The following is a 25,020-nucleotide window of genomic DNA, read 5'->3' as shown; positions in this document are numbered from 1 at the left end:
GTGACAGGAAGAAAAAATGACGACGAAAAAAGCTGATTACATTTGGTTCAATGGTGAGATGGTTCGTTGGGAGGACGCGAAAGTCCACGTGATGTCCCACGCGCTGCACTACGGTACGTCCGTGTTCGAAGGCATCCGTTGCTACGATTCTCACAAAGGACCAGTTGTGTTCCGTCATCGCGAACACATGCAGCGTCTGCATGACTCAGCCAAAATTTATCGTTTCCCTGTCTCACAAAGCGTTGATGAACTGATGGAAGCCTGCCGCGAGGTGATTCGTAAGAATAACCTGACCAGCGCGTATATTCGTCCGTTAGTGTTTGTTGGCGATGTGGGCATGGGTGTTAACCCGCCAGCAGGCTATACCACAGATGTGATCATTGCTGCGTTCCCGTGGGGCGCCTACCTGGGTGCTGAAGCACTGGAACAGGGGATCGACGCAATGGTTTCTTCCTGGAACCGCGTGGCACCAAACACCATCCCGACTGCTGCAAAAGCGGGCGGTAACTACCTTTCTTCTCTGCTGGTTGGCAGCGAAGCACGTCGTCATGGTTATCAGGAAGGGATCGCGCTGGATGTGAATGGCTATATCTCTGAAGGCGCAGGCGAAAACTTGTTTGAAGTGAAAGACGGTATCCTGTTCACTCCGCCGTTCACTTCTTCCGCGCTGCCGGGTATCACCCGTGATGCCATTATCAAACTGGCAAAAGATCTGGGTATCGAAGTGCGCGAGCAGGTCTTGTCTCGTGAATCCCTGTATCTGGCCGACGAAGTATTCATGTCCGGTACCGCCGCTGAGATCACACCAGTTCGCAGTGTTGACGGTATTCAGGTAGGTGAAGGCCGCTGTGGCCCGGTAACTAAACGTATTCAGCAGGCTTTCTTTGGCCTCTTCACCGGTAAAACGGAAGATAAATACGGCTGGTTGGATCAAGTTAACAACTAAGTATAAATATGGGACGGCGCGCACCGTCCCATTTAATAGTCAGACGGGAGTAAATAAAGCATGCCTAAGTATCGTTCCGCCACCACCACCCACGGTCGTAATATGGCGGGGGCCCGTGCGCTCTGGCGCGCCACCGGGATGACCGACGCCGATTTCGGCAAGCCAATTATCGCCGTGGTTAACTCCTTTACACAGTTCGTACCGGGCCACGTGCACCTGCGCGATCTGGGTAAACTGGTTGCCGAGCAAATCGAAGCCTCTGGCGGTGTGGCGAAAGAGTTCAACACCATTGCTGTTGATGATGGTATCGCAATGGGCCACGGGGGGATGCTTTATTCACTGCCGTCGCGCGAGCTGATCGCCGACTCGGTCGAGTACATGGTAAACGCCCACTGTGCCGACGCGATGGTCTGTATCTCCAACTGCGACAAAATCACCCCGGGGATGCTGATGGCTTCCCTGCGTCTGAACATTCCGGTGATCTTTGTTTCCGGCGGCCCAATGGAAGCGGGTAAAACCAAGCTTTCCGACAAAATCATCAAGCTCGACCTGGTTGATGCGATGATTCAGGGTGCAGACCCGAAAGTCTCTGATGAGCAAAGCGATCAGGTTGAACGCTCCGCGTGCCCGACCTGTGGCTCTTGTTCCGGCATGTTCACCGCAAACTCCATGAACTGCCTGACCGAAGCGCTGGGTCTGTCCCAGCCGGGTAACGGTTCACTGCTGGCGACCCACGCCGATCGTAAACAGCTGTTCCTCAACGCCGGTAAACGCATTGTCGAGCTGACCAAACGCTACTACGAGCAGGACGATGCCAGCGCGCTGCCGCGCAACATCGCCAGTAAAGCCGCGTTCGAGAACGCCATGACTCTGGATATCGCCATGGGCGGTTCCACCAACACCGTTCTGCACCTGCTGGCGGCCGCACAGGAAGCTGAAATCGACTTCACTATGAGCGATATCGACAAGCTGTCTCGCAAAGTACCGCAGCTGTGTAAAGTGGCGCCGAGTACCCAGAAGTACCACATGGAAGATGTGCACCGCGCCGGTGGCGTGCTCGGTATTCTCGGCGAGCTGGATCGCGCCGGGCTGATGAACCGTGAAGTGAAAAACGTACTGGGTCTGACGCTGCCAGAATCGCTGGACAGATATGACGTGATGCTGACGAAAGACGAAGCGGTGAAAAACATGTTCCGCGCGGGTCCGGCCGGTATTCGTACCACCCAGGCATTCTCGCAGGATTGCCGTTGGGACACCCTGGATGACGATCGTGCCGAAGGCTGCATCCGATCGCTTGAGCACGCGTACAGCAAAGACGGCGGTCTGGCCGTGCTGTACGGTAACTTCGCTGAAAATGGCTGTATCGTAAAAACTGCGGGCGTGGACGACAGCATCCTGAAATTCACCGGTCCGGCCAAAGTGTATGAAAGCCAGGACGAGGCGGTGGACGCGATTCTGAGCGGCAAAGTCGTGGAAGGTGATGTGGTGGTGATCCGCTACGAAGGTCCGAAAGGCGGGCCGGGGATGCAGGAGATGCTCTACCCAACCACGTTCCTGAAATCTATGGGTCTCGGTAAAGCCTGTGCGCTGATCACCGATGGTCGTTTCTCTGGCGGTACGTCCGGCTTGTCTATCGGCCACGTTTCCCCTGAAGCGGCGAGTGGCGGCAATATCGCCATCATCGAAGATGGCGACCTGATCGAAATCGACATCCCAAATCGCGGTATTCAGCTGAAACTGAGCGACCAGGAAATCGCGGCGCGCCGTGAAGCACAAGAAGCTCGCGGTGACAAAGCCTGGACACCGAAAGACCGTCAGCGTGAAGTTTCCTTCGCTCTGCGTGCTTACGCAAGCCTTGCCACCAGTGCAGATAAAGGCGCGGTGCGCGATAAATCGAAACTTGGGGGCTAATGATGGCCGAATCACAACCCTTATCCGCCGCCCCTGAGGGGGCGGAATATCTTAGGGCGGTGCTACGTGCGCCGGTCTATGAAGCAGTGCAGGTCACTCCACTGCAAAAAATGGAAAAGCTCTCTTCGCGCCTCGACAACGTAATTCTGGTGAAACGCGAAGACCGCCAGCCAGTACACAGCTTTAAACTGCGCGGTGCTTACGCGATGATGGCTGGGTTGAGCGACGAGCAAAAAGCGCGCGGCGTGATCACGGCCTCTGCGGGCAACCATGCTCAGGGTGTGGCGTTCTCCTCTGCCCGCCTGGGGCTGAAAGCGCTGATTGTGATGCCGGTTGCCACGGCAGATATCAAAGTGGATGCGGTGCGTGGTTTTGGCGGCGAAGTGCTGCTTCACGGCGCAAACTTTGACGAAGCGAAAGCCAAAGCCATTGAACTGGCGCAACAGCAGGGTTTCACCTGGGTGCCGCCATTTGATCATCCGATGGTAATTGCCGGACAAGGCACGTTGGCGCTGGAACTGCTGCAACAGGATGCCCACCTTGACCGCGTTTTTGTGCCGGTTGGCGGTGGCGGGTTAGCGGCGGGTGTGGCGGTGCTGATCAAACAGCTGATGCCGCAAATCAAAGTGATTGCCGTTGAAGCGGAAGACTCAGCCTGTCTGAAAGCGGCGCTGGATGCGGGTCATCCGGTGGACCTGCCGCGCGTCGGGTTGTTTGCCGAAGGCGTGGCCGTTAAACGCATTGGCGATGAAACCTTCCGCCTGTGCCAGGAGTATCTCGACGATATCATCACCGTTGATAGCGATGCTATCTGCGCGGCAATGAAAGACTTGTTCGAGGATGTTCGTGCGGTTGCGGAACCTTCTGGCGCACTGGCGCTGGCAGGGATGAAAAAATACGTCGCGCAGCACAACATTCGCGGCGAACGTCTGGCGCATGTGCTTTCCGGCGCCAACGTTAACTTCCACGGTCTGCGCTATGTTTCCGAGCGCTGCGAGCTGGGTGAACAGCGAGAAGCCCTGCTGGCGGTGACCATCCCGGAAGAGAAGGGCAGTTTCCTGAAGTTCTGCCAGCTGCTTGGCGGCCGCTCAGTGACGGAATTTAACTACCGTTTTGCTGACGCCAAAGATGCCTGCATTTTTGTTGGCGTGCGCCTGAGTCGCGGTCTGGAAGAACGTAAAGAGATCCTCAACCTGCTGCACGAAGGTGGCTACAGTGTGGTGGATCTTTCCGACGATGAAATGGCGAAGCTGCACGTTCGCTACATGGTGGGCGGGCGTCCGTCGAAGCCGCTTCAGGAACGTCTGTACAGCTTCGAGTTCCCGGAATCACCAGGGGCGTTGCTCAAGTTCCTGCATACGCTGGGTACGCACTGGAACATCTCTCTGTTCCACTACCGCAGCCACGGTACGGACTACGGTCGAGTGCTGGCGGCATTTGAACTGGGCGAGCACGAGCCTGATTTCGAAACGCGGCTGAACGAACTGGGTTACGACTGTCACGACGAAACCCATAACCCGGCCTTCAGGTTCTTCCTGGCTGGCTAGTGGTTGGGTTGTACGTAGGCCGGGTAAGCGTAGCGCCACCCGGCTTCAGTGGTTCGGCAATATGTTCCAGAACGCATCAATAAGCGGCTCATGCAGCCGCTTTTTTTGTGCACACACGCCAAGCTCAAACGGCGTTTTTTCGTCGCTGCGCTCCAGAATCATCACGCGATTACGCACCGGCTCCGGGCTGTTTTCCAGCACCACTTCCGGCAGCAATGCCACACCGCAACCCAGCGCCACCATCGACACCATCGCCTCATGGCCACCTACCGTGGCGTAAATCGACGGGTTGCTGATTTTCTGACGGCGGAACCACAGCTCAATGCGGCGGCGCACCGGGCCCTGATCGGCCATGATAAACGGCACCGTTGACCAGTCTGGCTTTTCTACCGACACCTGATTTCGCACCGGGCAGGGCAGCGCAGGGGCAATCAGTACCACCGCCAGATTTTCCAGCATTGAGAACGCGACGGCGCCAGGCAACATTTCCGGTTTCCCGGCAATGGCGAGATCTGCTTCTCCCGTCACCACTTTTTCCATGGCATCGGCGGCATCACCGGTCGAGAGCTTGATTTCGACCGACGGGTGCTCTGCGCGGAATCTGTCGAGGATCGGTGGCAGGTGGCTATAGGCCGCCGTCACGGAACAAAAAATATGGAGTTCGCCGGACAGTGACGGCCCTTGCTGGTCGATGGTGTGGCGCAGTTGCTGATACTGCAACAGCGTTTGCTGGGCAAAAATGCGTAACTCTTCCCCTGCTTCCGTGAGCGTCACGGTGCGATTGTCACGCACAAAGAGCGGCTGGCCGAGGTCTTCCTCAAGGCGCTGGATCTGGCGAGAAAGCGTGGAGGGGCTGACGTGCATGGCGCGTGCACTGCGTCCGAAGTGACGGCTTTCCGCCAGATGCAGGAACATTTTCAGATCGCGTAAATCCACTGATTCCACTCCCTCTTTTTACATTGCAGAAATTGCAACGTGACGTTGTGAATATATCAATTTCCGCAATAAATTTCCTGTCATATAGTAAGTTCATTCTCGCATATGCGAACCGAACAATAAGACAGTACAACATCACGAGGTATCACCATGGCTAACTACTTCAACACACTGAATCTGCGCCAGCAGCTGGCACAGCTGGGCAAATGCCGCTTCATGGCGCGCGATGAATTTGCTGATGGCGCAAGCTACCTTCAGGGCAAGAAAGTGGTCATCGTCGGCTGTGGCGCACAGGGCCTGAACCAGGGTCTGAACATGCGCGACTCCGGTCTGGATATCTCTTACGCACTGCGTAAAGAAGCGATTGCTGAGAAGCGCGCTTCCTGGCGTAAAGCGACCGAAAACGGCTTCAAAGTAGGCACCTACGAAGAGCTGATCCCACAGGCAGACCTGGTTGTTAACCTGACTCCAGACAAACAGCACTCTGACGTTGTGCGTTCCGTGCAGCCGCTGATGAAAGACGGCGCAGCGCTGGGTTACTCCCACGGCTTTAACATCGTTGAAGTGGGCGAGCAGATCCGTAAAGACATCACCGTTGTGATGGTTGCTCCGAAGTGCCCTGGTACTGAAGTCCGTGAAGAGTACAAACGTGGCTTCGGCGTACCAACCCTGATTGCTGTTCACCCGGAAAACGATCCAAAAGGTGAAGGCATGGCGATTGCGAAAGCATGGGCAGCCGCAACCGGTGGCCATCGTGCGGGCGTTCTGGAATCTTCCTTCGTTGCAGAAGTGAAATCTGACCTGATGGGTGAGCAGACTATTCTGTGCGGTATGTTGCAGGCCGGCTCTCTGCTGTGCTTCGACAAGCTGGTGGAAGAAGGTACTGACGCAGCATACGCAGAAAAACTGATTCAGTTCGGCTGGGAAACCATCACCGAAGCCCTGAAACAGGGTGGCATCACGCTGATGATGGACCGTCTGTCCAACCCGGCGAAACTGCGTGCATTTGCGCTGTCCGAGCAGCTGAAAACCATCATGGCTCCGCTGTTCCAGAAACACATGGACGACATCATCTCCGGCGAGTTCTCTTCCGGCATGATGGCTGACTGGGCTAATGACGATAAAAACCTGCTGACCTGGCGTGAAGAGACCGGTAAAACCGCGTTCGAAACGGCTGCACAGTTTGACGGCAAAATCAGCGAGCAGGAGTACTTCGATAAAGGCGTTCTGATGATCGCCATGGTGAAAGCAGGCGTTGAGCTGGCGTTCGAAACCATGGTGGATTCCGGCATCATCGAAGAGTCTGCTTACTACGAATCACTGCACGAGCTGCCGCTGATCGCGAACACCATCGCCCGTAAGCGTCTGTACGAAATGAACGTGGTTATCTCCGATACCGCTGAGTACGGCAACTACCTGTTCTCTTACGCATGTGTACCGCTGCTGAAAGAGTTCATGACAACCCTGCAAGCGGGTGACCTGGGCAAAGCGATTGCTGAAGGTGCCGTAGACAATGCGCAACTGCGTGACGTGAACGACGCAATCCGCAGCCATGAAATCGAGAAAATTGGCCAGAAACTGCGTGGCTATATGACCGACATGAAGCGTATTGCTGTAGCGGGTTAATGAGATTGTCGGGTGGCGCTTCGCTTACCCGACCTACAAAACCGTAAGATGTAGACCGGGTAAGGCGCAGCCGCCACCCGGCTTTTTTATTTGCGATATAGCACTTTAATCACGTGGTAACCGAACTGGGTATGCAGTGGGCCGGTTGGCTCCAGCACCGGGCAAGAGAACACCACTTTATCAAACGCCGGAACCATCTGGCCCTGACGGAATTCACCCAGGTCACCGCCGCGTTTGCCTGATGGACAAATAGAGTGCTTCTTCGCCAGTTTGCCGAAGTCGGCACCGTTTTTAATCTGCTCCAGAAGATCCAGAGCCAGTTTCTCTTCTTTCACCAGGATATGCAGTGCTGCTGCTGTCTTTGCCATGATCGTGCCTTAAATGGGTTGAGATAAATTGGGGCGCAATATAGCACGCGTCAGCGGCGATACAGCACCTTAATGATATGGTAGCCAAATTTGGTTTTCACCGGACCGAAAGGCTTCAGAAGCGGGCAACTAAACACCGCCTGATCGAATGGCCCCACCATCGCCCCCTGTTTAAATTCACCTAAATCACCGCCATTACGCCCGGACGGGCATTTAGAGTAGCGCTTCGCCAGATGATCAAAGCTAATGCCACGTTCCAGTTTGGCGAGGATCTCCTGCGCCAGCTTTTCTTCTTTTACCAGAATGTGCAGGGCTGCTGCGGTCTTTACCATGGTTCTGTTCTCAGGGTTAATCGCGTTTTCTTCACTTTATCATTAGCCGGTAAATCTGCGCCCGGCTTTCTGCTACAATCCACACCCCGTTCGAAGATTGAGCAATATCCCATGCGTTTAAACCCTGGACAACAACAAGCGGTCGAATTCGTTACTGGACCATGCCTGGTGCTGGCAGGGGCTGGTTCCGGTAAAACCCGCGTGATCACCAACAAAATCGCCCACCTGATCCGCGGATGCGGGTATCAGGCGCGCCACATTGCGGCGGTGACGTTTACCAACAAAGCAGCACGCGAGATGAAAGAGCGTGTTGGCCAGACGCTGGGGCGCAAAGAGGCGCGCGGGCTGATGATCTCTACCTTCCATACCCTGGGGCTGGATATCATCAAACGTGAATACGCTGCGCTGGGCATGAAGTCTAACTTCTCGCTTTTCGATGACACCGACCAGGTGGCGCTGCTTAAAGAGCTGACCGAAGGGCTGATCGAAGATGACAAAGTTCTGCTGCAACAGCTGATCTCGACGATCTCCAACTGGAAAAACGATCTGATGACGCCTGCTCAGGCGGCAGCGAGTGCGAAAGGTGAACGGGACAGGATCTTCGCTCACTGCTACAGCCTGTATGACGCGCACATGAAAGCTTGCAACGTGCTGGATTTCGACGATCTGATCCTGCTGCCAACGCTGCTGCTTCAGCGTAATGAAGAGGTGCGTGAGCGCTGGCAGAACAAGATCCGCTACCTGCTGGTGGATGAATATCAGGACACCAACACCAGCCAGTACGAACTGGTGAAGTTGCTGGTGGGGCAACGCGCGCGTTTCACCGTTGTGGGGGATGATGATCAGTCGATCTACTCCTGGCGCGGTGCACGTCCACAAAACCTGGTGCTATTAAGCAAAGACTTCCCGGCGCTCCAGGTTATCAAGCTTGAGCAAAACTACCGCTCGTCCGGCCGCATCCTGAAAGCGGCGAACATCCTGATTGCCAATAACCCGCACGTGTTTGAAAAGCGCCTGTTCTCTGAGCTGGGCTACGGGACTGAGCTGAAAGTGCTTAGCGCGAATAATGAGGAGCACGAAGCGGAACGTGTGACCGGCGAACTGATCGCGCATCACTTCGTCAATAAAACCGAATACAAGGACTACGCTATCCTGTATCGCGGTAACCACCAGTCCCGCGTCTTTGAAAAGATGCTGATGCAAAACCGCATTCCGTACAAAATTTCGGGCGGTACGTCGTTCTTTTCGCGCCCTGAAATCAAAGATCTTCTGGCATATTTGCGTGTGCTCACCAACCCGGATGATGACAGCGCTTTCCTGCGTATCGTCAATACACCGAAGCGTGAAATCGGCCCGGCCACGTTGCAAAAACTGGGTGAATGGGCGATGACACGCAACAAAAGCCTGTTTACCGCCAGTTTCGATATGGGGCTGAGTCACACGCTGACCGGGCGCGGATATGATTCCTTAACCCGTTTCACCCACTGGCTTGGCGAGGTGCAGCGCCTGGCAGAGCGCGAGCCTGTGGCTGCCGTGCGTGACCTGATCCACGGCGTCGATTACGAATCCTGGCTGTACGAAACCTCTGCCAGCCCAAAAGCGGCAGAAATGCGCATGAAAAACGTCAACCAGTTGTTTAGCTGGATGACTGAAATGCTGGAAGGCTCAGAAATTGACGAGCCAATGACCCTGACGCAGGTTGTCACGCGTTTTACGCTGCGCGATATGATGGAGCGCGGTGAAAGCGAAGAAGAGGCGGACCAGGTACAACTGATGACCCTGCACGCCTCTAAAGGGCTGGAGTTCCCGTATGTCTATCTGGTGGGCATGGAAGAGGGGCTGCTGCCGCATCAGAGCAGTATCGATGAAGATAATGTCGATGAAGAACGTCGACTGGCCTATGTGGGCATTACCCGTGCGCAGAAAGAGCTGATCTTTACGCTGTGCAAAGAGCGCCGGCAGTATGGCGAGCTAGTGCGTCCGGAGCCGAGCCGATTCTTGCTGGAATTACCGCAAGACGACCTCATCTGGGAACAGGAGCGTAAAGCGATTACCCCGGAAGAGCGGATGCATAAAGGGCAGGCTAACGTGGCGAACATTCGCGCCATGCTGGCGAAAGCCAAAGAGAAGGGATAAGCAGTGCAAGCCGGGTAAGCGCAGCGACGCCCGGCATTGTCTTACTTAATATCCAGTTGCCAGTGCACATAACTCTGCCACTGGCATTCCTGTTCAATCATCTCCGCGCCAAGCGGATGATCATCCAGCCAGTTTTCCGGCAGCGTCAGCGTGAGCTTTTCATTTTCTGCGACCAGCGTGATGGCCGGTAACAGATCGTCGCGGCGGCGGCAGGCAAACAGAATGGCCAGGCGCAGCAACCGACAAAGATGCTCGGCAACCCGTGGTGGTACGGCGTTTTGTTGATGCAGAGAAGAGAGATCGACCGCGCTGGTCTGGTTCAGCAGCAGGGTGGCCAGCAGCTTTTTCTGCGCAGGCGTATATCCCGGCAAATCAAGATTGCGTACCAGATAGGCTGCATGGGCAGGCGCATGTTTGAAATCGATGCTCAAACCCACTTCGTGCAGCGCACACGCGCTCAGCAGAAGATCGCGACTGAGTGGCTCAAGGCACCAGTCCCCACCGACCTGATCGGCAAAGAGCGATGCCAGTTGCGCAACACGCTGCGCCTGATCGGTATCAACCATAAAGCGGCGCTGAACGTTACGCAGCGTGCGGCTGCGAATGTCTTGATCAACCGACAGATGCAGCATCCCGTAAACCAGACCTTCACGTAGTGCACCACCGGCAAGGGTCATGCACTGGATGTTCAGTTCGGTGAAAATGGCGATCAGAATGGCAAGCCCGCTTGGGAATACCAGCGCGCGTTCCAGAGTCAGGCCTTCAATTTCCAGCTCTTCCAGACGGCCGCACTGAATGGCGCGCTGTTTAAGCTGCTGGAGTTTGGCAAGCGTGATCCGCTCGTCCATCCCCTGCGCCATCATGATTTCTTGTAACGCCTGCACGGTTCCCGATGCGCCAACGCAGACTTTCCAGCCGTGATAGCGCAATTCATCCATCACCGGACGCAGCACGTCGCGCGCGGCATTTTCGGCCTCGTCGAAGTTCTCTTTGCCAAGATTACGGTCGGTAAAATAGCGCTCAAGCCAGGTGACACAGCCCATCGACAGGCTGAACAGCGAGGTGGCCTGCGCCCCGGTACCGGTAACAAGTTCGGTACTGGCACCACCGATATCCACCACCAGACGGCGATCGTCGCCACCGGTTGTGTGCGCAACGCCCTGATAAATCAAACGCGCTTCTTCTTCACCGCTGATGACCTGCACCGGGCAGCCGAGGATTTCCTGCGCTTTGGCAATGAAATCAACGGCATTAACCGCCAGACGCAGAGTGGCTGTCGCGACCACGCGGATTTGATTATGTGGGATATCTTGCAGACGTTCGGCAAAAAGACGCAAACATTGCCAGCCACGTTCCATGGCTTCAGGGGAAAGGTGATTATCGCTGCTCAGGCCCGCCGCCAGGCGGACCTTGCGCTTAATACGCGTCAGCGTTTGTATACTTCCCGCCACCTCGCGCACAACCAGCATATGAAAACTATTGGAACCGAGATCAATTGCCGCATAAAGCGAGGTGGAACTGAGCATATTTTCTTAACCTGAACGACGACGATTACGCGGTGCGCCAGAACGACGCGGGCCATTGCCGGTACGGGCGCGGGTAAGGCGCTTCGGTGGCGGCAGTTCGTTTAACAGCGCTTCCGGATTGTATTTGCTCTGCGGAATAGAGTGACCGATGTAAGTCTCAATGGCTGGAAGATTCAGCGCATACTCTTCACACGCAAGGCTGATGGAATGACCACTTGCACCAGCACGACCGGTACGGCCGATACGGTGTACGTAATCTTCACAGTCATCCGGCAGGTCGTAGTTGAAGACGTGCGTTACGGCTGGAATATGCAGGCCGCGTGCGGCGACGTCGGTTGCAACCAGAATATCCAGGTCGCCACGGGTGAATTCTTCAAGAATACGCAGGCGTTTTTTCTGCGCCACATCGCCCGTCAGCAAGCCAACACGGTGTCCATCAGCGGCCAGATGACCCCAGATGTCTTCGCAGCGGTGCTTGGTGTTCGCAAAGATAATGGCGCGATCCGGCCACTCTTCTTCGATAAGCGTTTGCAGCAGGCGCATTTTCTCTTCATTGGATGGATAGAAGAGCTCTTCTTTAATGCGATGACCTGTTTTCTGCTCGGGTTCCACTTCTACATATTCGGCGTTGTTCATCTGTTCAAACGCCAGTTCACGAACGCGATAAGAGAGGGTAGCAGAGAACAGCATGTTCAGACGCTGGTTTGCCACAGGCATCCGACGGAACAGCCAGCGGATATCTTTAATGAAGCCCAGATCGTACATACGGTCGGCTTCATCCAGCACCACAACCTGAATCGCGCCGAGGTTGATGTGGTTTTGTTTCGCGTAGTCGATAAGACGGCCAGTGGTCCCAATCAGGATATCCACGCCGCTTTCCAGCACCTTCAGCTGTTTATCGTAACCGTCGCCGCCATAGGCCAGGCCGAGTTTCAGACCCGTTGCCTGAGCCAGCGGTTCAGCGTCTGCATGGATCTGTACCGCCAGTTCTCGCGTCGGAGCCATAATTAGCGCGCGCGGCTGGTTAACTTTGCGGTCAGCAATCGCTGGATGAGAAAGTAAATAATGAAACGTTGACGTTAAAAACGCCATCGTTTTGCCAGTACCGGTTTGCGCCTGCCCTGCAACATCGCGGCCTGCCAGCGTTAGCGGCAGTGCGAGGGCCTGAATGGGCGTGCAGTTATGAAACCCTTTATTTTCAAGGGCTTCGATCACTTTTGGGTGCAGGGCGAAGTCGGAAAACTTCTGTTCTGTTAAATGTGTTTTGCTCATAGTGTGGTAGAATATCAGCTTACTATTGCTTTACGAAAGCGTATCCGGTGAAATAAAGTCAACCTTTAGTTGGTTAATGCTACATCAACACGTCGTTGATTGATGCGAAACCAACGCACCAGGCTTATTCCTGTGGAGTTATATATGAGCGATAAAATTATTCACCTGACTGACGACAGTTTTGACACGGACGTACTTAAAGCTGACGGGCTGATCCTCGTCGATTTCTGGGCTGAATGGTGTGGTCCTTGCAAAATGATCGCCCCGATTCTGGATGAGATCGCTGACGAATATCAGGGCAAACTGACCGTTGCCAAGCTGAACATCGACCAGAACCCGGGCACCGCGCCAAAATACGGCATCCGTGGCATTCCGACCCTGCTGCTGTTCAAAGGCGGTGAAGTGGCGGCGACCAAAGTGGGCGCACTGTCCAAAGGTCAACTGAAAGAGTTCCTGGACGCTAACCTGGCGTAAGGTTTCTCGGTTGAGCGTCCAGAGCGCCTAAATGATGTGGATCTCTGGACGCCCGGCTTTAGTCGTGCTAAGTTAGCTATGACTTCGTTTTAAACATATCTTGTTGTTTGAATCTTGCTTTACCCGAAACTTCCCGTTGTTGATATCCACAGTGCGTGAAGTTGCTAAATTCCGGGCTTGTCACTCAATCCGTCTTGTCGTTTCAGTTCTGCGTTCTTTCCCTGTGACCAGACAGCGAACAGACATGAGGTGATGGCCGCTAAACAGGCATGGATGACCCTGCCATACCATTCACAACATTAAGTTCGAGAATCACCCCGAGTTTAAGAACCCACACCATTATGAATCTTACCGAATTAAAGAATACGCCGGTTTCTGAGCTGATCACTCTCGGCGAAAATATGGGGCTGGAAAACCAGGCTCGTATGCGCAAGCAGGACATCATTTTCGCCATCCTGAAGCAGCACGCTAAGAGTGGCGAAGATATCTTTGGCGACGGTGTGTTGGAGATATTGCAGGACGGATTTGGTTTCCTCCGTTCAGCAGATAGCTCCTACCTCGCCGGTCCTGACGACATCTACGTATCCCCTAGCCAAATCCGCCGTTTCAACCTCCGCACTGGTGACACCATTTCAGGTAAGATTCGTCCTCCTAAAGAGGGTGAACGCTACTTTGCGCTGTTGAAAGTTAACGAAGTTAACTACGACAAACCAGAAAACTCGCGCAATAAGATCCTGTTTGAAAACTTAACGCCGCTGCACGCGAACTCTCGCCTGCGCATGGAGCGTGGTAACGGTTCTACCGAAGACTTAACCGCTCGCGTTCTGGATCTGGCTTCTCCGATTGGTCGTGGTCAACGTGGTCTGATTGTGGCACCGCCAAAAGCGGGTAAAACCATGCTGCTGCAAAACATCGCGCAGAGCATTGCTTACAACCACCCAGACTGTGTGCTGATGGTACTGCTTATCGACGAACGTCCTGAAGAAGTGACCGAGATGCAGCGTCTGGTGAAAGGTGAAGTGGTTGCTTCTACCTTCGACGAACCTGCATCTCGCCATGTTCAGGTTGCTGAAATGGTTATCGAGAAGGCCAAACGTCTGGTTGAACACAAGAAAGACGTTATCATCCTGCTCGACTCCATCACCCGTCTGGCGCGTGCCTACAACACCGTGGTTCCGGCTTCCGGTAAAGTGTTGACCGGTGGTGTGGATGCGAACGCCCTGCACCGTCCGAAGCGTTTCTTCGGTGCTGCGCGTAACGTAGAAGAGGGCGGCAGTCTGACCATCATTGCAACCGCGCTTATCGACACCGGTTCCAAGATGGATGAGGTTATCTACGAAGAGTTTAAAGGTACAGGTAACATGGAACTGCACCTCTCCCGTAAGATTGCTGAAAAACGTGTCTTCCCTGCTATCGACTACAACCGTTCCGGTACGCGTAAGGAAGAGCTGCTCACCACCCAGGAAGAGCTGCAAAAAATGTGGATTCTGCGCAAAATCATTCACCCAATGGGCGAAATCGACGCAATGGAATTCCTCATTAACAAACTGGCGATGACCAAAACAAACGACGATTTCTTCGACATGATGAAGCGCTCGTAACGCAAATAAAGCCAGCAAACGCCACGTTTTTACGTGGCGTTTTTCGTTTATGGCCTATACGCTATTACCGCGGACTCCCAATTTTGACCTGTCGGTGCGACAATAGGATTATTCGCACAGCAAAAACATTAATAGATTGAATAATAAACAAATGGAGTTGCAAGAGGTTTGCTTTATGCCTTCAGGCCCGGCGCCTTCATGGTTATACTTCCTTGACTGACATTTGTTGAGAACATCCATTGTGAACCTACTCGATACGTTTACTGAGCTAACCAGTATTTTTTTGTTTACCACCTGCTTTTTGTTTCTTGCGCGCAAGGTGGCAAAATATCTGGGGTTAGTGGATAAACCCAACTTCCGTAAACGCCATCAAGGTATGATCCCGCTGGTCGGTGGTATTTCCGTATTTGCCGGTATCTGCTTCACCTTCGCGATTGCTGATTACTATATTCCTCATGCCAGGCTCTACCTGATCTGCGCCACCGTTCTGGTTGTGGTGGGTGCGCTCGACGATCGCTATGACATTAGCGTGAAAATCCGTGCCTTCGTTCAGGCCGCCGTCGGTATTGCCATGATGGTGGCGGCCAAACTTCACCTGAGCAGTCTCGGTTATATTTTCGGGCCCTGGGAGATGGTTCTGGGGCCGTTCGGCTATTTCCTGACGCTATTCGCCGTCTGGGTGGCGATTAACGCCTTCAATATGGTGGATGGCATTGATGGCCTGCTGGGCGGGCTTTCCTCCGTCTCCTTCGCTGCTGTCGGCATTATTTTGTGGTTTGATGGCCAGTACAGCCTCGCCATGTGGTGTTTCGCCATGATTGCCGCCATCCTGCCGTATATTTTGCTCAACCTCGGCGTGCTGGGCCGTCGCTATAAAGTCTTTATGGGCGATGCGGGCAGTACGTTGATTGGCTTCACCATCATCTGGATTCTACTGGAAACCACGCAGGGTAAAGTTCATCCCATTAGCCCGGTGACGGCGCTGTGGATAATCGCCATTCCGTTGATGGATATGGTGGCGATTATGTATCGCCGTCTGCGAAAGGGGATGAGTCCTTTTTCCGCCGACCGCCAGCATATTCATCATTTGATCATGCGAGCAGGCTTCACTTCCCGTCAGGCATTTGTGCTGATAACCCTGGCGGCTGCTATTCTTGCGGGGATTGGTGTTGCGTCGGAATATGCCCACTTTATCCCTGAATGGGTGATGTTGGTATTGTTCTTGCTAGCGTTTTCTCTGTATGGCTACTGCATTAAACGTGCATGGAAAGTCGCGCGTTTCATTAAGCGTATAAAGCGCAGGATGCGTCGAAATAGTGGCAATAATCCAACTTTAACTAAATGAACTGGGATCGTGATGACTCAACCGTTGGCGGGAGCTAAATCAGAGATGACCGAGAATGAGCTGGATATACGTGGCTTGTTTCGCGTTTTATGGGCGGGCAAACTGTGGATTGCAGGCGTTGCGTTGGGGTTCGCGTTAATCGCGCTCGCGTATACCTTCTTTGCAAAACAGGAGTGGAGCGCAACCGCCATTACAGACAGACCAACGGTCAACATGCTCGGCGGGTTCTACTCGCAGCAGCAGTTCCTGCGTAATCTGGATATCAAAGCGAATCTGGCTACGCCAGACCAGGCCTCAGTGATGGATGAGGCCTATAAAGAATTCGTGATGCAGCTGGCGTCCTGGGATACCCGCCGTGATTTCTGGTCCCAGACCGATTATTACAAGCAACGCATGGTCGGCAACAGTAAAGTCGATGCCGGGCTGCTGGATGACATGATTAACAACATCCAGTTCACGCCAGGGGATGCGCTGCGCAACCTGAACGACAACGTGAAGCTGGTGGCCGAAACGGCGCCGGATGCCAATAACCTGCTGCGTCAGTATGTGGCCTTTGCCAGCCAGCGCGCGGCAAGCCATCTGAATGATGAGCTCAAAGGTGCATGGGCCGCGCGTACCATCCAGATGAAAGCGCAGGTGAAGCGTCAGGAAGAAGTGGCAAAAGCTATCTTTGCCCGTCGGGTACACAATATTGAGCAGGCGCTGAAGATTGCTGAACAACGCAATATCTCGCGCAGCGAAACTGACGTTCCGGCTGATGAACTGCCTGATTCAGAAATGTTCCTGCTTGGACGCCCGATGTTGCAGGCGCGTCTGGAAAACCAGCAGGCTGTCGGGCCTGATTTTGACCTCGACTACGATCAAAATCGCGCGATGCTGAACACCCTGAATGTTGGTCCGACTCTGGACCCACGTTTTCAGACCTATCGTTATTTGCGTACGCCTGAAGAACCTGTAAAACGCGATAGTCCGCGTCGCGCGTTCCTGATGATTATGTGGGGAATTGTTGGCGCTCTGACTGGCGCGGGTGTGGCGTTATCACGTCGCCGCAGAAATTAAGAAGGCCATCTACGATGAAGGCTGACTGCCTTCATCGGCTAATCGAAGAGAATCGATGTGAAAGTACTAACCGTATTTGGCACCCGGCCGGAGGCCATTAAGATGGCACCTCTGGTACATGCGCTGGCCAGGGATCCTGATTTTGAAGCGAGAGTGTGTGTCACTGCCCAGCACCGGGAGATGCTCGATCAGGTGTTAACGCTCTTTTCCATCGTCCCGGATTACGATCTGAATATCATGAAACCGGGGCAAGGGCTGACGGAGATTACCTGCCGTATTCTGGAAGGGCTGAAGCCTATTCTGGAGTCGTTTAAGCCTGATGTCGTGCTGGTGCATGGCGACACCACAACGACTGTTGCGACGAGTCTGGCTGCGTTTTATCAGCGTATTCCCGTCGGCCATGTTGAAGCAGGGCTGCGTACCGGTAATCTCTACTCGCCGTGGCCGGAAGAAGCCAACCGCACGCTGACCGGACACCTGGCGATGTACCATTTCGCGCCAACGGAAAACTCCCGTCAGAATTTGCTGCGCGAAAATATCGCGGATAAGAAAATTTTCGTCACCGGAAATACCGTCATTGATGCGCTGATTTGGGTACGCGATCGCGTGCTGACGAATGATAGCCTGCAAAGCGAGCTGACAGCGCGCTATCCGTTCCTGAGCAACGATAAAAAGACCATTCTGGTCACCGGCCACCGTCGCGAAAGCTTCGGCCGTGGTTTTGAACAAATTTGTCATGCGCTGGCCGAGATCGCCGCAGAAAACAAAGACGTACAGATTGTTTATCCGGTGCACCTCAATCCTAACGTCAGCGAACCGGTGAACCGTATTCTGGGCCACGTTGAGAACGTGTTCCTGATCGAGCCGCAGGATTACATGCCGTTTGTCTGGCTGATGAACCATGCCTGGCTGATCCTGACGGATTCCGGCGGTATTCAGGAAGAAGCGCCTTCGCTTGGTAAGCCGGTGCTGGTGATGCGTGAAACCACAGAGCGCCCCGAAGCGGTAAAAGCCGGCACGGTACGTCTGGTGGGCACGGACAGCCGTCATATCGTCGAGCAAGTCACGCGCTTGCTGCACGACGATGAAGAGTATCAGGCGATGAGCCGGGCCCATAACCCGTATGGCGATGGGCAGGCTTGTGGTCGTATTTTGCACGCACTTAAACACAATCGGGTATCGCTATGAGTTTTACTACCATCTCTGTCATTGGTCTTGGCTACATTGGGCTGCCCACTGCGGCGGCCTTTGCCTCTCGTCAAAAACAGGTTGTAGGCGTGGACATCAACGCCCGCGCGGTGGAAACCATTAACCGTGGCGAAATTCATATCGTGGAGCCGGATCTCGACCGCGTGGTTAAGGCCGCCGTTGAGGGCGGATTCCTGAAAGCCAGCACCACGCCGGTGGAGGCTGATGCCTTCCTGATTGCCGTTCCCACGCCTTTTAAAGGCGAGCATGAGCCTGACATGGTCTACGTCGAGGCGGCAGCAAAATCCATTGCTCCGGTGCTGAAAAAAGGCGCGCTGGTGATCCTGGAGTCGACCTCTCCGGTAGGTGCTACGGAACAGATGGCACAGTGGCTGGCAGAAGCCCGCCCGGATTTAAGCTTCCCGCAGCAGGTGGGGGAAAAAGCGGATATCAACATTGCCTACTGTCCAGAGCGTGTGCTGCCAGGGCAGGTGATGGTTGAGCTGATTAAAAATGACCGCGTGATTGGCGGGATGACACCGGTTTGCTCTGAACGCGCCAGCGCGCTGTACAAGATTTTCCTCGAAGGCGAATGTGTGGTGACGAACTCCCGCACCGCTGAAATGTGCAAGCTGACGGAAAACAGCTTCCGCGACGTCAACATCGCGTTTGCGAATGAACTGTCGCTGATTTGTGCCGATCAGGGGATTAACGTCTGGGAACTGATTAGCCTGGCTAATCGCCATCCGCGTGTGAACATCCTTCAGCCAGGTCCTGGCGTGGGCGGGCACTGTATCGCCGTCGACCCGTGGTTCATCGTGGCACAAAATCCGGCACAGGCGCGTCTGATCCGTACCGCCCGTGAAGTGAACGACAGCAAACCACACTGGGTGTTAAACCAGGTTAAAGCCACGGTAGCCGATTGCCTGGCAGACAGCGGCAAACGGGCCAATGAGCTGAAAATCGCCTGCTTTGGTCTGGCATTCAAACCAAACATCGACGATCTGCGCGAAAGCCCGGCAATGGAAATTGCTGAGATGATCGCCGAATGGCACAGCGGTGAAACGCTGGTAGTTGAGCCGAACATTCATGAGCTTCCGGCAAAACTGGCGGGCCATTGCACGCTTACGGCGTTAGATGACGCGCTGGCAACGGCGGATGTGCTGGTATTACTGGTGGATCACAAAGCGTTTAAAGCCATCTCCGGTGATGCCGTACGCCAGCAATATATTGTTGATACGAAAGGCGTGTGGCGTTGAGCGACCTCAACGGGGTGCTTGAGTCCCTCCAGTGGGAAAGTACCTTCTTCGGCCTGCCTTCAGCAATAGTGCGCCTGCGCGATGATGCGCCAGGGCTTGCAGCAGCAGACTTTGCTGCGTGGCAGCGTGTGCAGGCCAAAATTCCGGCGGGGCGCAGCGACCTGCTGGATGCTCTTCAGCAGCACGGATTTCAGCTGGTAGAGGGTGAGGTTGATCTCTCTATCGCCGTGGCTCAATACGACCCGGCTGGCGCCGAAACCGCAACGGCAGAGGATATCCCGGTGCTGCGCCAGATGGCAGCGCAGGCCTTTGCCCAGAGCCGCTTTCGCGCTCCCTGGTATGCTCCCGAGGACAGTGGCCGTTTTTATGCCCAGTGGATAGAGAATGCGGTAAAGGGCACGTTTGACCATGTTTGCCTGGTGTTTCGCGCGCCCGATGGGCAGATCCAGGGATTTGTCTCGCTACGTAAGCTCAGTGAGCATGACGCGCGCATCGGCTTATTAGCCGGGCGGGGCATGGGCGACAAACTCATGCAGGCGGCGCTGCACTGGGCGCAGCAACATCAACTTTCGACTTTGCGGGTGGCGACCCAGATGGGCAACGCCGCCGCGCTTAAACGTTATATCGCGAGTGGCGCCAACGTCGACGCAACCGCTTACTGGTTATACAGGTGACAAGATGATTCCATTTAACGCGCCTCCCGTTGTGGGAACCGAACTCGACTATATGCAGTCTGCTATGGGTAGCGGCAAACTTTGCGGCGATGGCGGTTTTACCCGTCGCTGCCAGCAGTGGATGGAACAGCGTTTTCGCAGTGCTAAAGTCCTGCTGACCCCATCCTGCACCGCTTCGCTGGAAATGGCCGCGCTGCTGCTGGATATCCAGCCTGGCGACGAAGTGATCATGCCAAGCTACACCTTTGTTTCCACGGCGAACGCGTTTGTGCTGCGCGGAGCCAAAATCGTGTTTGTGGATATCCGCCCGGATACCATGAACATTGACGAAACGCTGATTGAAGCGGCGATCACCGACAAAACGCGGGCGATTGTCCCGGTTCACTATGCGGGTGTGGCCTGTGAAATGGACACCATCATGGCGATTGCCAAAAAGCATAACCTGTTCGTGGTGGAAGATGCCGCTCAGGGCGTGATGTCCACCTACAAAGGCCGTGCGCTCGGGACGATTGGCCATATCGGCTGTTTTAGCTTCCACGAAACCAAGAACTACACCGCTGGCGGTGAAGGCGGCGCGACGCTGATTAACGACCGCGCGCTGGTCGAGCGTGCTGAAGTTATCCGCGAAAAAGGCACCAACCGTAGCCAGTTCTTCCGTGGTCAGGTGGACAAATACACCTGGCGCGACATTGGTTCCAGCTACCTGATGGCGGACCTACAGGCGGCATACCTGTGGGCGCAGCTGGAAGCCGCAGAGCGCATTAACCAGCAGCGTCTGACGCTGTGGCAAACCTACTACGATGCGCTGGAGCCGCTGGCAAAAGCCGGACGTATCGAGCTGCCGACCATTCCGGCCGATTGCGTCCACAACGCTCATATGTTCTACATCAAGCTGCGCGATAATGACGATCGCAGCCAGCTGATTGCGTGGCTTAAAGAAGCCGAAATTATGGCGGTGTTCCATTACATTCCGCTGCACTCCAGCCCGGCCGGAGAAGCCTTCGGGGTGTTTGCCGGTGAAGACCGTTACACCACGCAGGAAAGTGAGCGTTTGCTTCGCCTGCCACTGTTCTACAACCTCGCGCCAGTTAACCAGCGTACGGTGATCAATACCCTTCTGAGTTATTTCGGCTGATATGTCTCTGGCAAAAGCATCGGTGTGGACCGCCGCGTCCACACTTGTAAAAATTGGCGCCGGGTTGCTGGTCGTCAAGCTTCTGGCTGTGTCATTTGGCCCTTCCGGTGTTGGGCTGGCGGGGAATTTCCGTCAGCTGGTCACGGTGCTGGGTGTTCTGGCAGGTGCCGGGATCTTCAACGGCGTGACCAAATTTGTCGCGCAACATCATGATGATGCAGAAAAGCTGCGTTCAGTGGTGGGAACATCATCAGCGATGGTGCTGGGGTTCTCTACGCTGCTGGCCGTTGTGTTCCTGCTGGCTTCAGCTCCCATCAGCCAGGGGCTGTTTGGTCACGCTGACTATCAGGGGCTGGTGCGGCTGGTTGCGCTGGTGCAGATGGGGATTGCCTGGGCAAACCTGCTGCTGGCGCTGATGAAAGGCTTTCGTGACGCCGCCGGAAACGCGCTGGCGCTGATCCTCGGCAGTATCATTGGGGTGATAGCCTACTACTTTTGTTTTCTCCTGGGCGGTTACGAAGGGGCGTTGTTGGGCCTGGCGCTGGTTCCGGCGCTGGTTGTGGTGCCAGCAGCGTTCATGCTGATGCGTCGGGGGACTATCCCGCTGCACTACCTTAAACCGCAGTGGGACAAAGCACTGGCGGGGCAGCTAGGTAAATTTACCCTGATGGCGCTCATCACCTCGGTCACCATTCCTGTGGCTTACGTGATGATGCGAAACCTGCTGGCCGCGCATTACAACTGGGATGAAGTGGGGATTTGGCAGGGCGTGAGCAGCATTTCTGATGCCTACCTCCAATTTATAACGGCTTCCTTTAGCGTCTGGTTGCTGCCAACCTTATCGCGCCTGACCGAAAGAAAAGCGATCACCCGTGAGATAATCCGCTCCCTGCGTTTTGTACTTCCTGCTGTTGCGGTTGCCAGTTTTACCGTCTGGCTGTTGCGTGATGTAGCCATCTGGCTGCTGTTCTCAGCGAAGTTCGCCGCCATGCGCGACCTGTTTGCCTGGCAGCTGGTGGGCGATGTATTGAAAGTAGGTGCTTACGTATTCGGCTATCTGGTGATAGCAAAAGCCTCGCTGCGGTTGTATATCCTGGCGGAGATTAGCCAGTTTACGCTCCTTACTGCGTTCTCACACTGGCTCATCCCCGCACATGGCGCTCTGGGGGCGGCACAGGCTTATATGGCAACCTACATTGTTTATTTCGCTGCCTGTTGCGGCGTATTTTTACTTTGGCGTAAACGCGCATGACTGCACTAATTCACATTCTGGGATCGGACATCCCACACCATAACCAGACCGTTCTGCGGTTTTTCAATGATGAGCTGGCATCCGGCAGTACGGATGCGCGCGAGTTTATGGTTGCAGGCCAGGATAATGGCCTGAGCGCGGCGTACCCGGCGCTAAACGTGACCTTCTGGCCGGATAAGGCTGCGCTGGCGAAAGCGGTCGTGGCCAGAGCAAAGGCCAACCGTGAACAGCGGTTCTTTTTCCACGGGCAGTTCAATACCGGCCTGTGGCTGGCGCTGTTAAGCGGTGGGATTAAACCTTCCCAGTGCAGCTGGCATATCTGGGGCGCGGATCTGTATGAAGTGTCCCGTGGCTGGAAATTCCGCCTCTTCTATCCGCTGCGGCGGATGGCGCAGGGGCGTGTGGGCTGTGTTTTTGCCACCCGAGGCGATCTCAGTTACTTTGCCCGACTGCATCCGAACGTGCGCGGGGAGCTGCTCTATTTCCCGACCCGAATGAACCCGGCGCTGAACACCCTGGCAAATGATGTCGCGCGGGAAGGAAAACTGACGATTCTGGTGGGTAACTCCGGCGATCGCAGTAACGAACATGTCGCGGCTCTGAAGGCGATCCATCGCCAGTTTGGCGATACGGTGAATGTCATTGTGCCGATGGGTTATCCGGCGAATAATCACGCGTATATCGACGAAGTACGTCAGCAGGGTTTGGCACTGTTTAGTGCGCAGAACGTGCAAATTCTCAGCGATAAGCTGGAATTTGATGACTACCTCGCGCTGTTGCGACGGTGCGACCTGGGGTATTTTATCTTTGCCCGCCAGCAGGGGATCGGCACGTTGTGCCTGCTTATTCAGGCTGGTATTCCGTGCGTGCTTAATCGCGAAAACCCGTTCTGGCAGGATATGGCCGCGCAGCATCTACCGGTGCTGTTTACCACAGACACACTTACCGTGGATGTGGTGCGTGAAGCGCAGCGTCAGCTGGCGCTGGTGGATAAAAATGCCATCGACTTTTTTAGCCCGAATTACCTCACGCCGTGGCATCGTGCACTGCGTATCGCTTCAGGAGACAATGCATGAGCCAGTTGCAATTTAGCGGCTTGTTGGTGATTTGGCTTCTGAGTACCTTATTTATCGCCACGCTTACCTGGTTTGAATTCCGGCGCGTGCGCTTTAACTTCAACGTCTTTTTCTCGCTGCTGTTCCTGCTGACCTTTTACTTTGGTTTTCCGCTGACCAGTATTTTGGTTTTCCGGTTTGACGTGAGTGTCGCCCCGCCGGAAATCCTGATGCAGGCATTACTGTCGGCAACCTGTTTCTACGCGGTTTACTACGTCGCTTATAAGACGCGCCTGCGTTCAGCAAAAGACACTGCACCACGCCGGGCGCTCTTTACCATGAACCGGGTCGAGACGCATCTGACATGGGTGATGCTGATGACCATTGCGCTGGTGAGCGTGGGCATCTTCTTTATGCATAACGGTTTTCTGCTGTTTAAGTTGCAGTCCTACAGCCAGATATTTTCCGCAGAAGTTTCAGGTGTGGCACTTAAGCGCTTCTTCTACTTCTTCATCCCGGCGATGCTGGTGGTCTTTTTCCTGCGTCAGGACAGCAAAGCCTGGCTGTTTTTCCTGGTCAGTACTGTCGCGTTTGGCGTGCTGACCTATATGATTGTTGGTGGTACGCGCGCCAACATCATCATCGCGTTCGCCATCTTCCTGTTTATCGGCATCATTCGCGGCTGGATCTCGCTGTGGATGCTGGCGGCGGCAGGGGTGTTTGGTATCGTGGGGATGTTCTGGCTGGCGCTCAAGCGCTACGGAATGAACGTGGCCGGCGATGAGGCGTTTTACACCTTCCTGTATCTCACGCGTGACACCTTCTCGCCGTGGGAGAACCTGGCGCTGTTGCTGCAAAACTACGACAAGATTGATTTCCAGGGGCTGGCGCCGATTGTGCGTGATTTCTACGTCTTTATTCCGACGTGGCTGTGGCCGGACCGCCCAGGTATTGTGCTGAATACGGCGAACTACTTCACCTGGGAGGTACTCAACAACCACTCCGGGCTGGCGATTTCACCCACGCTGATTGGCTCGCTGGTGGTGATGGGTGGCACATGGTTTATCCTGCCGGGCGCGGTTGTGGTCGGGTTAATCATTAAGTGGTTTGACTGGCTTTATCAGCGCGGCAATGAAGAGACGAATCGCTACAAAGCAGCGATATTGCACAGTTTCTGTTTTGGGGCCATTTTCAATATGATCGTTCTGGCGCGCGAAGGTCTGGATTCGTTCGTGTCGCGCGTGGTTTTCTTCATGGTAATTTTCGGCGTCTGCCTGCTGCTGGCAAAACTGTTGTACTGGTTGTTTGACAGCGCGGGGCTTGTGCATAAGCGCGAGCCACGCGGCAGCAGAACGCTTTCGCAAGTCTGAGTAAGGAT

The 25,020-nt window shown here is 54.7% G+C and carries 21 protein-coding genes; 16 read left to right on the top strand and 5 right to left on the bottom strand.

The genetic code is table 11. The annotated features are described in order from the left end of the window. The first annotated feature begins 16 nt into the window (after nt 1-16). From ilvE to ilvA, 3 genes are read left to right on the top strand one after another with little or no spacing between them, the layout of a single operon-like run. Nucleotides 17-946 (top strand): branched-chain-amino-acid transaminase, encoded by a 930-nt coding sequence (gene ilvE, locus ACT9TW_RS04530; protein ID WP_446491765.1) that lies wholly within the window; start codon nt 17-19, stop codon nt 944-946. Between the two features lie 60 nt (nt 947-1,006). Next, the gene (ilvD, locus tag ACT9TW_RS04525; protein ID WP_182062964.1) at nt 1,007-2,857 is read left to right on the top strand and encodes a dihydroxy-acid dehydratase; all 1,851 of its coding nucleotides are present in this window, start codon (nt 1,007-1,009) and stop codon (nt 2,855-2,857) included. Nucleotides 2,858-2,859: 2 nt separating this feature from the next. After that, entirely contained in the window at nt 2,860-4,404 is a 1,545-nt protein-coding gene (ilvA, locus tag ACT9TW_RS04520) for a threonine ammonia-lyase, biosynthetic (RefSeq protein ID WP_446492676.1), read from the top strand. A 45-nt stretch (nt 4,405-4,449) separates the two neighbouring features. On the opposite strand, the gene ilvY is transcribed toward ilvA, so the two are convergent. Continuing rightward, nucleotides 4,450-5,340 carry an HTH-type transcriptional activator IlvY gene (ilvY, locus tag ACT9TW_RS04515; protein WP_446491764.1) on the bottom strand — a complete coding sequence of 297 codons (891 nt, stop codon included), beginning with the start codon at nt 5,338-5,340 and terminating at the stop codon, nt 4,450-4,452. Nucleotides 5,341-5,490: 150 nt separating this feature from the next. On the opposite strand from ilvY, the gene ilvC reads away from it, so the two are divergent. Continuing rightward, nucleotides 5,491-6,966, top strand: a complete 1,476-nt coding sequence (ilvC, locus tag ACT9TW_RS04510) for a ketol-acid reductoisomerase (RefSeq protein ID WP_436354494.1) — start codon at nt 5,491-5,493, stop codon at nt 6,964-6,966. A gap of 86 nt (nt 6,967-7,052) precedes the next feature. Here ilvC and ppiC (ACT9TW_RS04505) read toward each other — a convergent pair whose 3' ends face one another. Together ppiC (ACT9TW_RS04505) and ppiC (ACT9TW_RS04500) are read right to left on the bottom strand one after the other, a co-directional pair. After that, on the bottom strand, nt 7,053-7,334 hold the full coding sequence (gene ppiC / locus ACT9TW_RS04505; RefSeq protein WP_008501570.1) for a peptidylprolyl isomerase PpiC: 282 nt from the start codon (nt 7,332-7,334) through the stop codon (nt 7,053-7,055). A gap of 50 nt (nt 7,335-7,384) precedes the next feature. Then, nucleotides 7,385-7,666 carry a peptidylprolyl isomerase PpiC gene (gene ppiC, locus ACT9TW_RS04500; RefSeq protein WP_182062961.1) on the bottom strand — a complete coding sequence of 94 codons (282 nt, stop codon included), beginning with the start codon at nt 7,664-7,666 and terminating at the stop codon, nt 7,385-7,387. Between the two features lie 111 nt (nt 7,667-7,777). Between ppiC (ACT9TW_RS04500) and rep the strand changes: the two genes are divergently transcribed. Further along, nucleotides 7,778-9,802 carry a DNA helicase Rep gene (gene rep / locus ACT9TW_RS04495; protein WP_315687298.1) on the top strand — a complete coding sequence of 675 codons (2,025 nt, stop codon included), beginning with the start codon at nt 7,778-7,780 and terminating at the stop codon, nt 9,800-9,802. A gap of 41 nt (nt 9,803-9,843) precedes the next feature. On the opposite strand, the gene gppA is transcribed toward rep, so the two are convergent. Both gppA and rhlB read right to left on the bottom strand, forming a co-directional pair. After that, nucleotides 9,844-11,328 carry a guanosine-5'-triphosphate,3'-diphosphate diphosphatase gene (gppA, locus tag ACT9TW_RS04490; protein WP_446491763.1) on the bottom strand — a complete coding sequence of 495 codons (1,485 nt, stop codon included), beginning with the start codon at nt 11,326-11,328 and terminating at the stop codon, nt 9,844-9,846. A gap of 6 nt (nt 11,329-11,334) precedes the next feature. Continuing rightward, complete coding sequence (gene rhlB / locus ACT9TW_RS04485; protein WP_182062958.1) at nt 11,335-12,600, bottom strand: ATP-dependent RNA helicase RhlB; 1,266 nt, start codon at nt 12,598-12,600, stop codon at nt 11,335-11,337. Nucleotides 12,601-12,744: 144 nt separating this feature from the next. Between rhlB and trxA the strand changes: the two genes are divergently transcribed. The 11 genes from trxA (at nt 12,745) to wzyE (ending at nt 25,012) form a co-directional block, all read left to right on the top strand. Further along, nucleotides 12,745-13,074 (top strand): thioredoxin TrxA, encoded by a 330-nt coding sequence (gene trxA, locus ACT9TW_RS04480; protein WP_014072297.1) that lies wholly within the window; start codon nt 12,745-12,747, stop codon nt 13,072-13,074. Nucleotides 13,075-13,415: 341 nt separating this feature from the next. Next, on the top strand, nt 13,416-14,675 hold the full coding sequence (gene rho / locus ACT9TW_RS04475) for a transcription termination factor Rho (RefSeq protein ID WP_001054528.1): 1,260 nt from the start codon (nt 13,416-13,418) through the stop codon (nt 14,673-14,675). Nucleotides 14,676-14,916: 241 nt separating this feature from the next. Next, a complete protein-coding gene (gene wecA / locus ACT9TW_RS04470) occupies nt 14,917-16,020 on the top strand; it encodes a UDP-N-acetylglucosamine--undecaprenyl-phosphate N-acetylglucosaminephosphotransferase (RefSeq protein WP_014072295.1) in 1,104 nt (367 codons plus the stop codon). Between the two features lie 12 nt (nt 16,021-16,032). After that, on the top strand, nt 16,033-17,079 hold the full coding sequence (wzzE, locus tag ACT9TW_RS04465; protein ID WP_446491762.1) for an ECA polysaccharide chain length modulation protein: 1,047 nt from the start codon (nt 16,033-16,035) through the stop codon (nt 17,077-17,079). Nucleotides 17,080-17,136: 57 nt separating this feature from the next. Continuing rightward, on the top strand, nt 17,137-18,267 hold the full coding sequence (gene wecB / locus ACT9TW_RS04460) for a non-hydrolyzing UDP-N-acetylglucosamine 2-epimerase (protein ID WP_182062956.1): 1,131 nt from the start codon (nt 17,137-17,139) through the stop codon (nt 18,265-18,267). After that, nucleotides 18,264-19,526, top strand: a complete 1,263-nt coding sequence (wecC, locus tag ACT9TW_RS04455; RefSeq protein WP_446491761.1) for a UDP-N-acetyl-D-mannosamine dehydrogenase — start codon at nt 18,264-18,266, stop codon at nt 19,524-19,526. Before wecB ends, wecC begins: the two co-directional genes overlap by 4 nt. Further along, on the top strand, nt 19,523-20,200 hold the full coding sequence (gene rffC / locus ACT9TW_RS04450) for a dTDP-4-amino-4,6-dideoxy-D-galactose acyltransferase (RefSeq protein ID WP_446491760.1): 678 nt from the start codon (nt 19,523-19,525) through the stop codon (nt 20,198-20,200). The genes wecC and rffC overlap by 4 nt, the downstream gene beginning before the upstream one ends. A 4-nt stretch (nt 20,201-20,204) precedes the next feature. Then, a complete protein-coding gene (gene rffA, locus ACT9TW_RS04445; protein ID WP_446491759.1) occupies nt 20,205-21,335 on the top strand; it encodes a dTDP-4-amino-4,6-dideoxygalactose transaminase in 1,131 nt (376 codons plus the stop codon). A 1-nt stretch (nt 21,336) separates the two neighbouring features. Beyond that, the gene (gene wzxE, locus ACT9TW_RS04440) at nt 21,337-22,587 is read left to right on the top strand and encodes a lipid III flippase WzxE (RefSeq protein ID WP_446491758.1); all 1,251 of its coding nucleotides are present in this window, start codon (nt 21,337-21,339) and stop codon (nt 22,585-22,587) included. Beyond that, on the top strand, nt 22,584-23,663 hold the full coding sequence (locus tag ACT9TW_RS04435) for a TDP-N-acetylfucosamine:lipid II N-acetylfucosaminyltransferase (protein ID WP_446491757.1): 1,080 nt from the start codon (nt 22,584-22,586) through the stop codon (nt 23,661-23,663). The genes wzxE and ACT9TW_RS04435 overlap by 4 nt, the downstream gene beginning before the upstream one ends. Then, nucleotides 23,660-25,012 (top strand): ECA oligosaccharide polymerase, encoded by a 1,353-nt coding sequence (gene wzyE, locus ACT9TW_RS04430; protein ID WP_446491756.1) that lies wholly within the window; start codon nt 23,660-23,662, stop codon nt 25,010-25,012. Before ACT9TW_RS04435 ends, wzyE begins: the two co-directional genes overlap by 4 nt. The last annotated feature ends 8 nt before the right edge of the window (nt 25,013-25,020 follow it).

The sequence above is a fragment of the Enterobacter sp. C4G1 genome (genome assembly GCF_052886895.1).
The sequence above is the reverse complement of the archived record's forward strand: the minus strand, read 5'-3'. Positions and strand labels throughout refer to the sequence as shown.